14 protein-coding genes are annotated in these 15,344 nt (G+C 72.1%); 12 read left to right on the forward strand and 2 right to left on the reverse strand.

Features of this window, described 5'->3' with window-relative positions; genetic code table 11:
* Positions 1 to 109 precede the first annotated feature (109 nt).
* From D7044_RS17170 to D7044_RS17200, 7 genes are all read left to right on the forward strand, one after another.
* Positions 110 to 1,075, forward strand: coding sequence for a Rossmann-like and DUF2520 domain-containing protein (locus D7044_RS17170; RefSeq protein WP_120689518.1), 966 nt, complete (start codon positions 110 to 112; stop codon positions 1,073 to 1,075).
* 53 nt (positions 1,076 to 1,128) lie between these two features.
* Positions 1,129 to 1,974, forward strand: a complete 846-nt coding sequence (gene panC / locus D7044_RS17175) for a pantoate--beta-alanine ligase (protein WP_120689640.1) — start codon at positions 1,129 to 1,131, stop codon at positions 1,972 to 1,974.
* A 29-nt stretch (positions 1,975 to 2,003) separates the two neighbouring features.
* Positions 2,004 to 2,426: an aspartate 1-decarboxylase gene (panD, locus tag D7044_RS17180; RefSeq protein WP_120689519.1), complete on the forward strand. Its 423-nt coding sequence runs from the start codon at positions 2,004 to 2,006 to the stop codon at positions 2,424 to 2,426.
* Between the two features lie 123 nt (positions 2,427 to 2,549).
* Complete coding sequence (locus D7044_RS17185) at positions 2,550 to 3,443, forward strand: septum formation family protein (RefSeq protein WP_120680155.1); 894 nt, start codon at positions 2,550 to 2,552, stop codon at positions 3,441 to 3,443.
* Positions 3,444 to 3,524: 81 nt separating this feature from the next.
* Positions 3,525 to 5,219, forward strand: coding sequence for an L-aspartate oxidase (locus D7044_RS17190; RefSeq protein ID WP_120689520.1), 1,695 nt, complete (start codon positions 3,525 to 3,527; stop codon positions 5,217 to 5,219).
* The gene (gene nadC / locus D7044_RS17195) at positions 5,216 to 6,112 is read left to right on the forward strand and encodes a carboxylating nicotinate-nucleotide diphosphorylase (protein WP_120689641.1); all 897 of its coding nucleotides are present in this window, start codon (positions 5,216 to 5,218) and stop codon (positions 6,110 to 6,112) included. The genes D7044_RS17190 and nadC overlap by 4 nt, the downstream gene beginning before the upstream one ends.
* Positions 6,113 to 6,396: 284 nt before the next feature.
* Entirely contained in the window at positions 6,397 to 7,155 is a 759-nt protein-coding gene (locus D7044_RS17200; protein ID WP_120680160.1) for a type III pantothenate kinase, read from the forward strand.
* Between the two features lie 18 nt (positions 7,156 to 7,173).
* On the opposite strand, the gene D7044_RS17205 is transcribed toward D7044_RS17200, so the two are convergent.
* Positions 7,174 to 7,917 carry a class I SAM-dependent methyltransferase gene (locus D7044_RS17205; protein ID WP_120689521.1) on the reverse strand — a complete coding sequence of 248 codons (744 nt, stop codon included), beginning with the start codon at positions 7,915 to 7,917 and terminating at the stop codon, positions 7,174 to 7,176.
* A gap of 87 nt (positions 7,918 to 8,004) precedes the next feature.
* Here D7044_RS17205 and lysS point away from each other — a divergent pair, with 87 nt between their 5' ends.
* The 3 genes from lysS (at position 8,005) to D7044_RS17220 (ending at position 13,018) form a co-directional block, all read left to right on the forward strand.
* Entirely contained in the window at positions 8,005 to 9,513 is a 1,509-nt protein-coding gene (lysS, locus tag D7044_RS17210; protein ID WP_120680164.1) for a lysine--tRNA ligase, read from the forward strand.
* A 112-nt stretch (positions 9,514 to 9,625) separates the two neighbouring features.
* Positions 9,626 to 9,970 carry a histone-like nucleoid-structuring protein Lsr2 gene (locus D7044_RS17215; RefSeq protein ID WP_199716655.1) on the forward strand — a complete coding sequence of 115 codons (345 nt, stop codon included), beginning with the start codon at positions 9,626 to 9,628 and terminating at the stop codon, positions 9,968 to 9,970.
* Positions 9,971 to 10,477: 507 nt separating this feature from the next.
* Positions 10,478 to 13,018, forward strand: coding sequence for an ATP-dependent Clp protease ATP-binding subunit (locus D7044_RS17220; RefSeq protein ID WP_120680167.1), 2,541 nt, complete (start codon positions 10,478 to 10,480; stop codon positions 13,016 to 13,018).
* Positions 13,019 to 13,165: 147 nt separating this feature from the next.
* Here D7044_RS17220 and D7044_RS17225 read toward each other — a convergent pair whose 3' ends face one another.
* Positions 13,166 to 14,050, reverse strand: a complete 885-nt coding sequence (locus D7044_RS17225; protein ID WP_120689522.1) for an HhH-GPD family protein — start codon at positions 14,048 to 14,050, stop codon at positions 13,166 to 13,168.
* Between the two features lie 96 nt (positions 14,051 to 14,146).
* Here D7044_RS17225 and D7044_RS17230 point away from each other — a divergent pair, with 96 nt between their 5' ends.
* On the forward strand, positions 14,147 to 14,659 hold the full coding sequence (locus D7044_RS17230) for a glycine cleavage system transcriptional repressor (protein ID WP_120689523.1): 513 nt from the start codon (positions 14,147 to 14,149) through the stop codon (positions 14,657 to 14,659).
* Positions 14,656 to 15,249 (forward strand): peptide deformylase, encoded by a 594-nt coding sequence (locus D7044_RS17235; protein WP_199716656.1) that lies wholly within the window; start codon positions 14,656 to 14,658, stop codon positions 15,247 to 15,249. Before D7044_RS17230 ends, D7044_RS17235 begins: the two co-directional genes overlap by 4 nt.
* Positions 15,250 to 15,344: the final 95 nt, after the last annotated feature.

Genomic DNA, 15,344 nt, shown 5'->3' on the forward strand with positions numbered 1-15,344 from the left:
GACCCGCCGCCCCGGGTGGTGAAGGTTTTCACACCAGGGGTTTCGATGCCCTCCGGCGGGCGCATACTTCAGATCGACCGGTACCCCTCTCGAGGACTGGATCATCGCCATGAGCGCACCGTTGCGCCCGCGTCCGGCCGCCCCCAGGCGGGCCGCCGTCGCCGTGGGCTCCGCCCGTCCGGGCGCCCTTCCCCGTAGCCTCACCGTCGGCGTCATCGGCGCCGGCCGCGTCGGTGCCGTACTGGGTGCAGCGTTCTCCGCCGCCGGGCACCGGGTGGTCGCCGCCACCGGCGGATCGGGCGTCAACCCGCACCGGTTCGCGCTGCTGCCCGGCATCGCGCCGAGCTCCGCCGCCGAGGTGGCCCGGGCCGCCACCGATCTGCTGCTGATCGCCGTGCCGGACGACGCCCTCGCCCGGGTGGTCGCCGCGCTGGCCGACGGCGGCCTGCTCCACCCCGGGCAGGTGGTCGCGCACACCTCCGGGGCGCACGGGCTGGCCGTGCTCGACCCGGCCGAGGCGGTCGGCGCCCGACCACTCGCCCTGCACCCGGCGATGACCTTCACCGGTACCTCCGACGACCTCGGCCGGCTCGCCGGCATCTCGTACGGGGTGACCGCGCCCGCCGACCTCCGGCCGCTCGCGGCTCGGCTCGTCGCCGACCTCGGCGGGGTGCCGGAGTGGGTCGGTGAGGCGGACCGCCCGCTCTACCATGCGGCGTTGGCGCACGGCGCCAACCATCTGGTGACGCTGGTCAACGAGGCGGCCGACCGGCTGCGCGACGCCGGGGTGACCCAGCCGCAGAAGGTGCTCGCCCCGCTGCTGCGGGCCGCCCTGGAGAACGCGCTGCGCTACGGCGACGACGCGCTGACCGGCCCGGTCTCCCGTGGCGACGCCGGCACCGTCGAGCGCCACCTGGCCCGGCTCGCGGCGACCGCGCCCGAGTCGGTGGCCCCGTACCTGGCCCTTGCCCGCCGCACCGCCGACCGGGCCATCGCCGGCGGTCGGCTGGCCCCGACGGACGCGGCGTCGCTGCTCGGGGTGCTCGCCGACACCCAGCGGCGGACCGCCGCGTGACCGGGACGGTGCGGCATGAACAGGTCGACGACGATCCGGAAGGTGGCCGCCACATGGAGCTGGTGACGACCCGCGAGGAACTCGCGAGGGCGCGCGCCGAGCTGACCGGCACGGTCGGCGTGGTGATGACCATGGGCGCCCTGCACGAGGGGCACGAGGCGCTGCTGCGCGTGGCCCGGGAACAGGCTGACCACGTGCTGGTGACGATCTTCGTGAATCCGCTGCAGTTCGGCCCGAACGAGGACTTCGACCGTTACCCGCGCACCCTCGCCGCCGACCTGGAGGTCTGCCGGCGGGCCGGCGCGGACGTGGTCTTCGCGCCGAGCCGGGAGGAGATCTACCCGGGTGGCGAGCCTCGGGTCCGGGTCAATCCGGGCGGCCTCGGTGAGGACCTGGAGGGGCAGAGCCGGCCCGGCTTCTTCCACGGTGTGCTGACCGTGGTGCTGAAGCTGTTCCAGCTCACCCGGCCCGACCTGGCCTTCTTCGGCGAGAAGGACTACCAGCAGTTGACCCTGATCCGGCGGATGGCCCGTGACCTGGACGTGCCGGTGCGGGTGGTCGGCGTGCCGACCGTGCGGGAACCGGACGGGCTGGCTCTCTCCAGCCGCAACCGGTACCTCTCCGAGCCCGAGCGGGCCGCCGCGCTGAGCCTCTCCGCCGCGCTGCGTGCCGGTGCCGACGCCGCCGAGCAGGGCGGGGACGCCGGTGTGGTGCTCAGCGCCGCACACCACGCGTTCGGCGCCGGTACGCCCGGCGCGCAGCTGGACTACCTGGTGCTGACCGACCCGGAGCTGGAGCCGGGCCCGGTGGAGGGTCCGGCGCGGCTGCTCATCGCCGCCCGGGTCGGCGCCACCCGCCTGATCGACAACATGCCGGTCCACCTCGCCCCCCGTTCCTGAACCCCCCGCTCCACGAAAGGCCCACCCCGATGTTGCGAACGATGCTCAAGTCGAAGATCCACCGGGCCACGGTGACTCAGGCCGACCTGCACTACGTCGGCTCGGTCACGGTGGACGAGGATCTGCTCGACGCCGCCGACCTGCTCCCCGGCGAGCAGGTGGCGATCGTGGACATCACCAACGGCGCCCGGTTGGAGACGTACGTGATCCCGGGCGAGCGCGGCAGCGGCGTGATCGGCATCAACGGCGCGGCCGCACACCTGGTGCACCCCGGTGACCTGGTCATCCTCATCTCGTACGGGCAGATGGACGACGCCGAGGCGCGTACCTACCGGCCCCGCGTGGTGCATGTGGACGTCGACAACCGGATCGTGGACCTGACGGCCGACCCGTCGACCGCCGTCCCCGGCACCGCGGGTGACCCGGTCCGGAACCCGTACGCCGTGGTCTGACCGGCCCACGCTCGGCCCGTCCGGGGCGACTCGGCCGGCAAACGCGGTCTGTCACCGGAAGGTCATTGCTGGTTACCCTTGTCACACCTGCCGGGAGGCGGGCGGTGCCTGGGGGAGGCCGCGATGCGCCGTTCGATGACCGTCCTGCTCGCGGTCGCCACCACGGCGGTCCTGCTGGCGGGCTGCGCGACGGGTGACGGGGACGGCGACGTCACCGACGACTGGCCCGCCCTGCCGGCCGCCGCGGCCTTCACCCCGGCCGTCGGGGTGTGCCAGGCGGCCGACTTCGCGGACGTGGTGACCCTGGCGGCGTACCAGCCGATCGACTGCGCCGAGCCGCACCGGGTGGAGACCGTGCACGTCGGCGCGTTTCCGACGGCGTCGCCCGCCGCGCCCGCCGGTGGCTCTGCCGAGCTGCGGGGCGCGTTCGCCGAGTGCGACACCCGGGCCACCGGGTACGTGGGGGACGACTGGCGGGCCGGGAGGCTGCGACTCTCGGTGGCGGTGCCCTCGGGGGTGGGCTGGGCGGCCGGCTCCCGCTGGTACCGGTGCGACCTCTCCGAGCTGAACACCGTCGAGGCCGCCGCGACAGTGGTGACCCGTACGGGCAGTCTCCGCGACGCGCTGAAGGGCCCGTCTCCGCTGCGGCTGGGCTGCCAGCAGACCCGCGGCGGCGAGGGCGGGGCCGTGCAGGCGCTGGTACCGGTCGACTGCGCGACCCGCCACGACGCCGAGTTCGTCGGGGTGTGGCGGGCTCCCGAGGGCCCGTACCCGACGCGACAGGCGGACTGGCTGCCCCTCTACGCCGGGTGCCGCTCGGTGCTCGGCCGGTTCGTCGGTGTGCCCGACGACGCCCAGCTCCGTTTCCGCAGCGGTGTGGTGGTCCGTCCACCCGGGGCGGGGCGGTGGCGGGTCGGTGACCGGGGCGTGCGCTGCTACCTCTGGCTCAGCCACCGGACGGTCATCGGTTCGCTCAACGACGCCGGCCCGGCCGGCCTGCCGGTACGCACTCGCTGAGCCGGTACGGACGGAGTAGCCCAAACCACTCGTCCCGCCCCCGCCGCCTCTCGCGAGCCTCACTCGGGGTTGACTGTCTTCATGGAGCTTCCGACCGTCGACGTGCCGGCCCTGCCGAGGCTGCTGGCGGCGCCGGCCCCGGGCTGGGTGGAGACCACCGACGTGATCGTGGTCGGCTCGGGCGTGGCCGGGCTCACCGCGGCGCTGCACCTGCGGGAGACGGGTCTGCACGTCACCGTCGTGACCAAGGTCAACATCGACGACGGCTCCACCCGGTGGGCGCAGGGCGGCATCGCCGCGGTGCTCGACCCGGCGGACACCCCGGCCGCGCACGCCTCGGACACCGAGATCGCGGGGGTGGGGCTCTGCGACCCGGCCGCGGTCCGCGTCCTGGTCGAGGAGGGACCGATCCGGCTGCGCGAGCTGATGCGGATCGGCGCCGAGTTCGACCGGAATCCCGACGGCTCGCTGATGCTCACCCGGGAGGGCGGGCACCGGGCCGACCGGATCGTGCACGCCGGCGGCGACGCGACCGGTGCCGAGGTGCAACGGGCGCTGCACGCCGCCGTACGCCGTGATCCGTGGATCCGGCTGGTCGAGCACGCCCTGGTGCTGGACCTGCTGCGCGCACCGGGCGACGGCCCGGACGGGCTCGGCCCGGCGTGCGGGATCACCCTGCACGTGCTCGGCGAGGGCAGCGAGGACGGGGTCGGCGCCATCCTGGCGCGGGCCGTCGTGCTCGCCACCGGCGGCATGGGGCAGATCTTCGCGGCCACCACGAACCCGGCGGTCTCGACCGGCGACGGGGTGGCGTTGGCGATGCGCGCCGGCGCGGCGGTGACCGACGTCGAGTTCGTCCAGTTCCACCCGACGGCCCTGATCGTGCCGGAGCAGGCGGGGGTGCCCGGCACCGGCCGCGCCCAGCAGCCGCTGGTCTCCGAGGCGCTGCGCGGCGAGGGCGCGTACCTGGTGGACGGTGACGGGAAGCGCTTCATGGTGGGCCAGCACGAGCTGGCCGAGCTGGCCCCGCGGGACGTCGTGGCGAAGGGCATCCACCGGGTGCTGCTCGCCACCGGGGCGGACCACGTCTTCCTCGACGCCCGGCACCTCGGCGGTGACTTCCTGGCCCGCCGCTTCCCGACGATCGTGGCGTCCTGCCTGGCGATCGGGGTCGACCCGGCCACCGACCTGATCCCGGTCGCGCCGGCCGCCCACTACGCCTCCGGTGGGGTCCGCACGGACCTGCGCGGCCGCACCTCCATCCCCGGCCTGTACGCCTGCGGCGAGGTCGCCTGCACCGGGGTGCACGGCGCGAACCGGCTGGCCAGCAACTCGCTGCTGGAGGGGCTGGTCTTCTCCCGCCGGATCGCCGAGGAGATCGGCGTCGGGCTGCCCGAGCAGGCCCGGCCGGCCGAGGTCGGGGCCTGGGTGGGCGGCACCGGTTGGGTGGTGCCGGCGGAGGGGACGCCGACTTTGCAGCGGGCCATGACCCGGGGCGCGGGGGTGCTCCGCTCGGCGGAGACGCTCGCCGCGACGGCCGGGGTCCTCACCGACCTGGGTACCGGGCGGGGGCGGCCGCGGATGGCCGACTGGGAGGCGACCAACCTGATCACGGTGGCGTCGACGCTGGTCGCCGCCGCGTACGCCCGCCAGGAGACCCGTGGGTGTCACTGGCGGGAGGACTTCCCGACGGCTGACGAGCGGTGGCTGGGCCACCTCGTCGAGGCGGTCGGTGCGCAGGGCCGGTTGACGCAGCAGTGGGAGGGGACGCGATGAGGGAGTCGACGGAGCAGGCGTTGCGGGTCGGCGGTCTGGACCCGAGCGAGGTACGCGGGTTGATCGTCGGCGCGCTGACCGAGGACCTGGGCCCGGAGTTCCTCGACGTCACGAGCGTCGCGACCATCCCGGCCGAACAGACCGACACCGCCGACCTGGTGGCTCGCGCGGACGGCGTGGTCGCCGGGCTGGCCGTGGCCGCCGCCGTCTTCGAACTGGTCGGGGAGGTGACGGGCGCCGGTCGTACGGTCGAGGTGTCGTTGGTGGCCCACGACGGCCGGCGGGTGGCCCGCGGTGACGTGCTGGCGACGGTGACCGGCCCGACCCGACTGCTGCTCACCGCCGAGCGGACGGCGCTCAACCTGCTCAGCCGGATGTCCGGGGTGGCCACGCACACCCGGGCCTGGGCCGACGCGCTGGCCGGCACGAAGGCGACGGTGCTGGACACCCGGAAGACCACGCCGGGCCTGCGCTCCCTGGAGAAGTACGCGGTACGCGCCGGTGGTGGCACCAACAAGCGGTTCGGCCTCTACGACGTCGCGATGATCAAGGACAACCACAAGTTCGCGGCGGGCGGCATCCCGGCCGCCTACCGGCGGGTCCGGGCGGCGTTCCCGGAGGTGCCGGTGCAGGTGGAGGTGGACACCGTCGCCGAGGCGGTGGAGGCGGTCGAGGCGGGCGCCGACTTCCTGCTGCTGGACAACATGACCCCGGCGCAGCTGCGTGAGGTGGTTGCCCAGGTGGGGGACCGGGCCGAGCTGGAGGCGACGGGCGGGCTGACCCTGCCGGTGGCGGCGGAGTACGGGTCGACCGGGGTCGACTACCTCTCGGTCGGCGCGTTGACCCACTCGTCGCCGATCCTCGACATCGCCCTGGACCTCCGTACGGAATAACGCCTCGGTCTGGCTGCGCGGGCTCGCCGATGGACACGTTTGCGTCGGGCTCGGGTGGTTGTCCTGTTCGGCTCCTTTGGAGCTGAGTTGTTGGCGTCATCGCGCGCCGCGCGGTCGGTCCGCCGACGGCGGGCGCGCGGGTGGTGGCGGGTGCGCGCCGGGAGCGGCGCGGCGACCGCCGGCTCGTACCGAATCGTCTACGTCATCAGCTCCGAAGCGTCGCCGTGGCCATAGCCCGACCCGCTCCGCGCCCTGCCCGGACGCGCGTTGTCTAGGCTTCGTGCGTGCTGCTCTGCATCGACATCGGAAACACCAACACCGTGCTGGCGACCTTCGACGGCGACAAGCTGGTGCACTCGTGGCGGATAAAGACGGACGCCCGGTCCACCGCCGACGAGCTGGGGCTGATGTTCCGGGGACTGCTCGCCGGCGACGCCGTCGAGATCACCGGAGTGGCGGCCTGTTCGACAGTTCCGGCGGCGCTGCGCTCTCTGCGTTCGATGCTCGCCCGCTACTACGACAAGCTGCCCAGCGTGATCGTCGAGCCGGGGGTGCGGACCGGGGTCCAGCTGGCGATCGACAACCCCAAGGAGGTGGGCTCGGACCGGGTGGTGAACACCCTGGCCGCGTACACGCTCTACGGCGGTCCGTCGATCGTTGTCGACTTCGGTACCACCACCAACTTCGACGTCATCAGCGAACGCGGCGAGTTCCTGGGGGGCGCCTTCGCCCCGGGTATCGAGATCTCCTTCGACGCGCTCGCCGCGCGCGCGGCCCAGCTGCGCAAGGTGGAGGCCACCAAGCCGCGGTCGGTGATCGGCAAGAACACCGTGGAGTGCCTCCAGTCCGGCCTCTACTTCGGCTTCGCGGGGCAGGTGGACCGCATCGTCGAGCGGATGGCCGAGGAGCTCGGCGACGTGAAGGCGGTCATCGCCACCGGGGGCCTCGCCTCGCTGGTCATCGACGAATGCCGGACGATCACCCACCACGAGCCGATGATCACGCTGATCGGCCTGCGGATGATCTACGACCGCAACACGTGATCGACGGGGCCGCGCCGGTCAGCGGCGCCGGGCCCGCAGCACGACGGTCCGGTACGGCAGCTCCACCGTCGCCCGCCCGGCCAGGTCGGGGTGGGTGGCGAGGAGTTCCCGCAGGCCCCGCTCCACCTCCTGCCTCTGCTCGCCCGACGCGGTGAGCCAGTACGAGCGGGTCCTGATCAACGCGACCACGTCGTCCGGGGTGAGCGTGGTGGTGTGCTCGAACTCGCCCACCTCGATCGGCTGGAACTCCGGGCCGAAGTCGACGTACTTCTCGGCGACGTTCCCGGAGTTATCCCCCAGGTGGGCGATCCGGCCCAGCTCCGCCACCCAGCCGACCCGTTCGTCGCGGGTGTTCCAGATCGGCGCGAAGGTGCCGCCGGGCCGGAGCAGCCGGGCGAGCTCGGCGTGCGCCGGCTCCCGGTCGAACCAGTGGTACGCCTGCCCCACCAGCACCGCGTCCACCGTGCCGTCGGGCAGCGGCACGGCCTCTGCGCTGCCCGCGAGCGCCGTCGTGCCGGGCGTCGCCGCGTCGAGTTGGGCGCGCATGCCCGGGTCGGGCTCCACCGGGATCACCTCGTGCCCGAGGGCCAGCACGCCCCGGGTCAGGATCCCGGTGCCGGCGCCGAGGTCGACGACGCGAGCGGGCACGGCGGCCACGCCCGCGAGGGCCCACCGCAGCGCCGCTTCCGGATAACGCGGCCGGAAACGGTCGTACTCGACCGCGGCGGCCCCGAAGGAGAGGGCCTGGGTGTGATCAACCATGACGCGGAGGTTATCCCGTAACAGCCGACTGGGGGCTTGAGTACGCTCGGGCGTGACCCCCGTATCTCCCTGACGAGGAAGCATGCCGTGATCGAGCAGAACGCCCTACCCGTGGACCCCGCCGACGACCTTCCGGAGCAGATGAAGGTTCGCCGGGAGAAGCGGGACCGCATGCTCGCCGACGGCGTCGAGCCCTACCCGGTCGGCTACTCCCGCACGCACACCCTCGCCGAGGTGCGCGCGCGCTACGCCGACCTGCCGACCGACACCGCGACCGGCGACCGGGTCTCCGTCACCGGCCGGGTGATCTTCGTACGGAACACCGGGAAGCTCTGCTTCGCGACCCTCCGGGACGGTGACGGCACCGAGTTGCAGGCGATGCTCTCCCTGGACCGGGTCGGCCCGGAGCGGCTGGAGGACTGGAAGCGCCTGGTGGACCTCGGTGACCACGTCGGCGTCACCGGCGAGGTGATCACCAGCCGGCGCGGTGAGCTCTCCGTGCTGGTCGAGGAGTGGGCGGTCACGGCGAAGTCGCTGCGTCCGCTGCCGGTGGCGCACAAGCCGCTCTCCGAGGAGGCCCGCGTCCGGCAGCGCTACGTCGACCTGATCGTCCGCCCCCAGGCGCGGGAGATGGTCCGTACCCGGGCCGCGGCGGTCCGTAGTCTGCGCGACTCCCTGCACGGGCGGAACTTCATCGAGGTCGAGACCCCGATGCTTCAGTTGCTGCACGGCGGCGCCGCGGCGCGCCCATTCGTGACCCACAGCAATGCGTTGAACACCGATCTGTATCTGCGAATCGCGCCGGAACTGTTTCTGAAGCGCGCGGTGGTCGGTGGTGTCGACCAGGTCTTCGAGATCAACCGCAACTTCCGGAATGAGGGTGTCGACTCTTCGCACTCTCCGGAGTTCGCGATGCTGGAGACCTACCAGGCGTACGGCGACTACGACACGATGGCCGAGCTGACCCGCAATCTCGTGCAGCAGGCGGCGATCGCGGTGAGCGGCTCGACGGTTGTCACGCACGCCGATGGGCGGGAGTTCGACCTGGGCGGCGAGTGGCGGTCGGTGACGCTGTTCGGGGTGCTTTCCGAGGCACTCGGCGAGGAGGTCACGGTCCGCACGGAGCGCGCCCGCCTGGTGGAGTACGCCGACAAGGTGGGGCTCGCCGTCGACCCGAAGTGGGGCCCCGGCAAGCTCGCCGAGGAGCTGTTCGAGGAGCTGGTCGTCCCGGGGCTGATCGAGCCCACGTTCATCCGGGACTACCCGGTGGAGACGAGCCCGCTCACCCGGGCGCACCGCACCGAGCCGGGGCTCGCCGAGAAGTGGGACCTCTACGTGTGCAGCTTCGAGCTGGCCACCGCGTACTCGGAGCTGGTCGACCCGGTCGTGCAGCGGGAGCGGCTGGTGGCCCAGGCGCAGCTCGCCGCCCGCGGTGACGACGAGGCGATGCGGCTCGACGAGGACTTTCTCCGCGCCATGGAGTACGGAATGCCACCGGCCGGTGGTATGGGAATGGGAATCGATCGGCTCTTGATGGCGCTCACCGGGCTGGGAATTCGGGAAACGATCCTGTTCCCGTTGGTCCGTCCCGAGTAGTCGCCGGTCGCCGCCGGGCTGTCATACCGCATCCTATTGACGCCATGTGCGTCGTACGGGTTATTGTGCTTGCGAGTTAGCAGGAGCACCCTGCTCGAAAGGAATGTGGGACGTGGCCAAGCAGATCATTCACAAGCTGGTCGATGACCTGGACGGCGGGGACGCGGACGAGACGGTCAAGTTCGCGTTGGACGGCGTCCAGTACGAGATCGACCTGTCGAGTTCGAACGCCGAGAAATTGCGCGACGTATTCGCGCCGTACGTCGGGGCGGGCACCAAGGTCGGCCGCGGCGGCGTGGTGGTCGGTGGCCGGGCGGCCCGCGGCCGGGGCGGCGCGACCGCCGACCGGGAGCAGAACCGCGCGATCCGCGACTGGGCCAAGAAGGCGGGGAAGGACATCTCCGACCGGGGCCGCATCCCCCAGGAGATCGTCGACGAGTACCACGCCCGGCGCTGATCGAGGCGACTGTGGCGGCGACCGACGCCGGGCCGGAGCATCTCCGGGCCGGCGTCGCCGCATCTGGGGCCCGGAGTGCGAGCTTCCCGCCGCCGTGTCCGGTATCAACCTGATTGTGATTCGCTGCGCTGGGAAGAAACCCCCGCGGGGCGGCGTTGTCCACAGCCGGTGGAGTATTCGTCCACAGCCTGTGGATGACTCCCGGGCGGCCCGCCGACGGGCCGCGCCGACGCGGATCCGGCCCACCCGAGGGCCCGGACAGCCCGTTCGGGCGACGGTGAGAATTTCGCTCTACGCGTAGCGCCGGGGGTACCGGAACACCTCCTGAGCGCGCACGGTTGTGCAAAACGACGCGTACGCGGCAGCTGCCGGAGCCACACGACCTCAGCTGAGTCGGTCCGCGGCGATAGAGTAATGAGGCACGGACGCCCGTCCCGGACGTCCGCGCACCGGCCCCGCCAAGATCTTTGACCATCAAGGCGCACGGCACGTGAGGAGCACGAGGGCATGTTCGAGCGGTTCACCGACCGAGCGCGACGGGTTGTCGTCCTGGCCCAGGAAGAGGCCCGGATGCTCAACCACAACTACATCGGTACGGAGCACATCCTGCTGGGCCTGATCCACGAGGGCGAGGGCGTCGCCGCCAAGGCTCTGGAGAGCCTCGGCATCTCGCTGGAGGGCGTCCGCCAGCAGGTCGAGGAGATCATCGGCCAGGGCCAGCAGGCGCCGAGCGGGCACATCCCGTTCACGCCGCGGGCCAAGAAGGTGCTGGAGCTGTCGCTGCGCGAGGCGCTGCAGCTCGGCCACAACTACATCGGCACGGAGCACATCCTGCTCGGTCTGATCCGTGAGGGTGAGGGCGTCGCCGCCCAGGTGCTGGTCAAGCTCGGCGCGGACCTCAACCGGGTCCGCCAGCAGGTGATCCAGCTGCTCTCCGGCTACCAGGGCAAGGAGCCGGCTGCCGCCGGCGCCGCTTCGGGTGAGGCCGCGCCGTCCACCAGCCTCGTGCTGGACCAGTTCGGCCGTAACCTGACCCAGGCCGCCCGTGAGGGCAAGCTCGACCCGGTCATCGGGCGCGAGAAGGAAATCGAGCGGGTCATGCAGGTGCTCTCCCGCCGTACCAAGAACAACCCGGTCCTGATCGGTGAGCCCGGCGTCGGTAAGACCGCCGTGGTGGAGGGGCTGTCCCAGAAGATCATCAAGGGCGAGGTGCCCGAGACTCTGAAGGACAAGCAGCTCTACACGCTCGACCTCGGTGCGCTGGTCGCCGGTTCCCGTTACCGCGGTGACTTCGAGGAGCGCCTCAAGAAGGTGCTCAAGGAGATCCGGACGCGCGGCGACATCATCCTCTTCATCGACGAGATCCACACCCTGGTGGGCGCGGGTGCCGCCGAGGGCGCGATCGACGCGGCGAGCATCCTCAAGCCGATGCTGGCCCGCGGCGAGCTGCAGACCATCGGTGCCACCACCCTCGACGAGTACCGCAAGCACCTGGAGAAGGACGCCGCTCTCGAGCGCCGCTTCCAGCCGATCCAGGTGGGTGAGCCCTCGCTGGCCCACACCATCGAGATCCTCAAGGGGCTGCGCGACCGCTACGAGGCGCACCACCGGGTCTCGATCACGGACGCCGCTCTCGTGGCTGCCGCGACCCTGGCCGACCGGTACATCTCCGACCGCTTCCTGCCGGACAAGGCGATCGACCTGATCGACGAGGCCGGTGCCCGGATGCGGATCCGGCGGATGACCGCGCCGCCAGACCTGCGCGACTTCGACGAGCGGATCGCCCAGGTCCGCCGCGACAAGGAGTCCGCGATCGACGCGCAGGACTTCGAGCGCGCCGCCCAGCTGCGGGACAAGGAGAAGCAGCTCCTCGGCCAGAAGGCGCAGCGGGAGAAGGAGTGGAAGGCCGGTGACCTGGACGTCGTCAGCGAGGTCGACGACGAGCAGATCGCCGAGGTGCTCGGCAACTGGACCGGCATCCCGGTCTACAAGCTGACCGAGGAGGAGACCTCGCGCCTGCTGCGCATGGAGGACGAGCTGCACAAGCGCGTCATCGGCCAGGAGGACGCGGTCAAGGCGGTGTCCAAGGCGATCCGGCGTACCCGCGCCGGCCTGAAGGACCCGAAGCGTCCGTCGGGCTCGTTCATCTTCGCCGGTCCGTCCGGTGTCGGTAAGACCGAGCTCTCCAAGGCGCTGGCCGAGTTCCTGTTCGGCAGCGAGGACGCCCTCATCCAGCTGGACATGTCCGAGTTCCACGACCGCTACACGGTCTCCCGGCTGGTGGGTGCCCCTCCCGGCTACGTCGGCTACGACGAGGGCGGGCAGCTGACCGAGAAGGTGCGGCGTCGGCCGTTCTCGGTGGTCCTCTTCGACGAGATCGAGAAGGCCCACCCGGACGTCTTCAACACGCTGCTCCAGATCCTGGAGGACGGTCGGCTCACCGACGGTCAGGGCCGGATCGTGGACTTCAAGAACACGGTCATCATCCTGACCACCAACCTCGGTACGCGTGACGTGGCCAAGGCGGTGTCGCTGGGCTTCCAGGCGTCGGAGGACTCCGACTCCAACTACGACCGGATGAAGCAGAAGGTCAACGACGAGCTCAAGCAGCACTTCCGGCCTGAGTTCCTGAACCGGATCGACGACACCATCGTCTTCCACCAGCTGCGCGAGTCGGAGATCCTCTCGATCGTCGACATCATGATCCAGCGGATCGAGACGCAGCTGCGCAACAAGGACATGGGTCTGGAGCTGACCGACAACGCCAAGAAGTACCTGGCGAAGAAGGGCTTCGACCCGGTGCTCGGTGCGCGTCCGCTGCGTCGCACGATCCAGCGCGACATCGAGGACAACCTCTCCGAGCGGATCCTCTTCAACGAGCTGACCCCGGGTCAGATCGTGGTGGTGGACTGCGAGGGCGACCCGGCCGACATCGACAAGTCGAAGCTCGTCTTCCGGGGCGCGGACAAGCCGGACACCGTTCCGGACGCCGTGCCGGCGGATCTCGGTGGCGCTGCCACCGCGGGCGCGGACGACGCGGCGGCGTAACGTCGGAAAGCAGTAAGGGGCGGGGCCCCGGTGGCAGCAGCCACCGGGGCCCCGCCTTTCCCGTCCTCCGCGGGTGATCGACTCGACTTCAAGGAAGTCGGGTCATCCGGCCACGCGGACAGCCCGACTTCAAGGAAGTCGAGTCGATCAATAGCCGTCGCCGACGAGGCGGTACGAGTCGTCGCCGACCGGCTCGACGAGGCCGTCCTGGACCAGACCGGTCAGTGCCCGGGTGCGCTGCGCGCCGTCGGTCCACACCTGGTCGAGGCGCTGCCGCGGCACCGGTCCGGTCGTCTCGCGGAGCACCCCGAGCAGCAGCCCGCGTACCTGGCGGTCGGTGCCCGCGTACCGCTGGGGGCGGCGGGTGGGGCCGGCCGGCGCGGCCTGCCCGGACGCGCGCCAGGCGCAGGTCGACTCGACGGGGCAGAGGTCGCAGCGCGGTGACCTGGCGGTGCAGATGACCGCCCCCAACTCCATGAACGCCGCGCTGGCGAGCGCCGCCGCGGCCGGTTCCGCCGGCAGGAGCGCCTCGGTGGCGAGCAGGTCCGCCGGGCGGGTGGCGGGTCCGGCGTCGGGTTCGCCGGCCACCGCGCGGCAGACCACCCGCCGTACGTTGGTGTCGACGACCGGGTGGCGCTGCCCGTACGCGAAGGCGGCGACCGCACGGGCCGTGTACGTGCCGACGCCCGGCAACGCCAGCAGTTGGTCGAGCCGGTCCGGGACCTTCCCGCCGTGCCGCTCCACGATCGCCGTCGCGCACTCCCGGAGCCGTAGGGCCCGGCGTGGGTAGCCGAGCCGTCCCCACATCCGGATCGCCTCGGCGGGGCTCTCCGCCGCCAGCGCGGCCGGCACCGGCCACCGGGCGAGCCACGCCTCGTACGCGGGCAGCACCCGGACCACCGGCGTCTGCTGAAGCATCACCTCGCTGACCAGGATCGCCCACGGGCTGACGTCCGGTTTGCGCCACGGCAGGTCGCGGGCGTTCTCCTCGTACCAGCGGCTGACCAGGGTGGCGAACGTCGGCTCACTCATCGTTCGCCGATCATGTCACGCGTCGCTCTTCCCGTAGCGTGGGCAGCCTGGGCGGGGCGACTCCGGCCCGGGGGTCGGGTCGGCGAGAATGCGCGAATGAACGAGCTCGCGATCACCGTCATCGGCCGGGACCGTCCGGGCATCGTGGCCGACGTCGCCGAGGTCCTCGCCCGGTTGGGTGCGAACCTCACCGACAGCACGATGACCCGGTTGCGGGGCCACTTCGCGATGACGCTGATCTGCGTGGGTCCTGCGGCCGCCGAGGTGGAGGCCGCGCTGGCGCCGCTCGCCGCGGACGGCCAGCTGCTGGCGACCGTACGCGCGGTCACCCCGGACGGCGCTGCGGCGTCGGCTGGCGAGCCGTACGTGATGGCCGTGCACGGGGCGGACCGGATGGGGATCGTGGCGGCGATCACGCGGGTCCTCGCCGACGTGGGCGGCAACGTCACCGACCTGAGCACCCGGCTGGCCGGCTCCCTCTACGTGGTGGTCGCCGAGGTCGACCTGCCGCCCGGCGTCGCCGACGACCTGGTCGACCGGCTGGACCGGGCCGCCGCCGAGCTGGGTGTCGAGGTCAGCCTCCGGCCCGCGGATCCGGATCTGCTGTGAGCGACGGGGTGCGCGGGTCCGACGCGGCCGGCGACGAGGAGTACGTCGGGCTGGGTGACTGGACGCCGGAGGCGCTGGGCGTCCCCGGTGAGGTCCGTCCGGTGGTGACCGCCCCGCATCCGGCGCTCAGCCGGGCGGGCGCCGCGGTGGATCCCACCTCGGCGGAGACGGTCCGGCTGGCCGCCGACCTGATCGCCACCATGCGGGTCTCGCCCGGTTGCGTGGGGCTTGCGGCTCCGCAGGTCGGGGTGGGCGCCCAGGTCTTCGCGGTCGAGGTGACCGGGCATCCGAAGGCCGTCACCGTGCACGGCACCTTCGTGCTCTGCAACGCCCGGGTGGTCGAGGCGACCCGCTGGAAGGCCGGGCGCGAGGGGTGCATGTCGGTGCCGGACCTGACCGGGGACGTGAAACGGGCCAGCCGTCTGGTGGTGGCGGGTGAGTTGCCGGGCACCGGCGCCGCCGTGCGACTGGTCGCCGACGGCTTCGAGGCCCGCGCGCTCCAGCACGAGATCGACCACTGCGCGGGGCTGCTCTTCCTCGACCGGGTGGCCGGTGCGCACGCCGTTTACCAGCGCAAGGTCTACCTCTGAGCCCGCCGCCCGGTGGGCTAGGCTGTCGACAGTGGATGCCGATCTTGGCGCGGTGGTGAACCTTCCGGCGCGTCGTGTCGCGCCACGGCGCTGCT

The sequence above is a fragment of the Micromonospora musae genome, assembly GCF_003626635.1.
Lineage (GTDB): Bacteria > Actinomycetota > Actinomycetes > Mycobacteriales > Micromonosporaceae > Micromonospora > Micromonospora musae.

Excerpts from the sequence above, each read along its gene's own strand:
- D7044_RS17205 (WP_120689521.1), bottom strand. The coding sequence starts at position 7,917 with ATGGTTGATCACACCCAGGCCCTCTCCTTCGGGGCCGCCGCGGTCGAG.
- nadC (WP_120689641.1), top strand. The coding sequence starts at position 5,216 with ATGAGGGAGTCGACGGAGCAGGCGTTGCGGGTCGGCGGTCTGGACCCG.
- D7044_RS17220 (WP_120680167.1), top strand. The coding sequence starts at position 10,478 with ATGTTCGAGCGGTTCACCGACCGAGCGCGACGGGTTGTCGTCCTGGCC.
- D7044_RS17190 (WP_120689520.1), top strand. The coding sequence starts at position 3,525 with ATGGAGCTTCCGACCGTCGACGTGCCGGCCCTGCCGAGGCTGCTGGCG.
- D7044_RS17225 (WP_120689522.1), bottom strand. The coding sequence starts at position 14,050 with ATGAGTGAGCCGACGTTCGCCACCCTGGTCAGCCGCTGGTACGAGGAG.
- D7044_RS17185 (WP_120680155.1), top strand. The coding sequence starts at position 2,550 with ATGCGCCGTTCGATGACCGTCCTGCTCGCGGTCGCCACCACGGCGGTC.
- panC (WP_120689640.1), top strand. The coding sequence starts at position 1,129 with ATGGAGCTGGTGACGACCCGCGAGGAACTCGCGAGGGCGCGCGCCGAG.
- D7044_RS17170 (WP_120689518.1), top strand. The coding sequence starts at position 110 with ATGAGCGCACCGTTGCGCCCGCGTCCGGCCGCCCCCAGGCGGGCCGCC.
- panD (WP_120689519.1), top strand. The coding sequence starts at position 2,004 with ATGTTGCGAACGATGCTCAAGTCGAAGATCCACCGGGCCACGGTGACT.
- D7044_RS17230 (WP_120689523.1), top strand. The coding sequence starts at position 14,147 with ATGAACGAGCTCGCGATCACCGTCATCGGCCGGGACCGTCCGGGCATC.